The organism is Mesorhizobium sp. LNHC229A00, assembly GCF_000502415.1.
Lineage (GTDB): Bacteria > Pseudomonadota > Alphaproteobacteria > Rhizobiales > Rhizobiaceae > Mesorhizobium.
In genome coordinates, this window is the sequence record NZ_AYWQ01000182.1 from 1 (window position 1) to 734 (window position 734).

Here is a 734-nt window from a genome sequence, read left to right on the forward strand (position 1 = left end):
AGTCGATTTTGGCATCACTTCCTTTCCAAAGGCGAAAGGACGGCTGGTCTGCGAACGGATCGTGGCGGATAGACTGATCTGCATATGCTCGAAATCTCACAGATTTGCGAACATGGAAACAGTGTCCTGGAACGACTTGGCCGGGGAAGACTTCGTCGCATTCGATCCTTTGAGCAGCATTCGCACGTGTGTGGATCGCGCTCTGCAAATTGCCGAAATTCAACTCGGGACCGTCACAGAGGTTCGTGACGTCGGCGCGGTTGCGGGCCTCGTATCCGCCGATCTAGGCGTGTCCGCNATTCCGACCGGAGCCAGATGGTTAGACAAGTCGCAACCTGATCCGACGAGAAAGAAATAGGAAACCGAGCGAAAGCGCACCCACTATTGCAAATTTCGGAGAAATCCGTCCTTGATTGCTGCTGATGGATGGAGTGCTCAGGGTAGCACCTCCGATGTCGATAGGGCTCGGTAACGTCTAGCCTGCACTAAAGGCCGTGGTAGATCAGTCAACCATCGTTGCTTCGGTTGCGCTGCGCAGCTCGCTGTCAGTGATGCCGTCGGCAAGTTCAACGAGCTTTAAACCGCCTTCGACGACGTCGAGCACGCCAAGGTTGGTGATGATCCGATCGACCACGCCCTGGCCCGTCAGCGGCAGCGTGCAGGCCTTTAGCACCTTCGACTCCCCTGCCTTGTTGGTATGGTCCATGACGACGACCACCCGCTTCACGCCGGCA

General features: G+C 56.5%; 2 protein-coding genes. One reads left to right on the top strand and one right to left on the bottom strand.

The genetic code is table 11. The annotated features are described in order from the left end of the window. On the top strand, positions 1 to 358 hold a 358-nt coding region (locus tag X742_RS140155; RefSeq protein WP_023775689.1), incomplete at its 5' end, for a LysR substrate-binding domain-containing protein. 144 nt (positions 359 to 502) lie between these two features. Here the strand turns inward: X742_RS140155 and X742_RS140150 are convergent. After that, the coding region (locus tag X742_RS140150; RefSeq protein WP_023775690.1) for a CoA-transferase at positions 503 to 734 on the bottom strand (232 nt) is incomplete at its 5' end.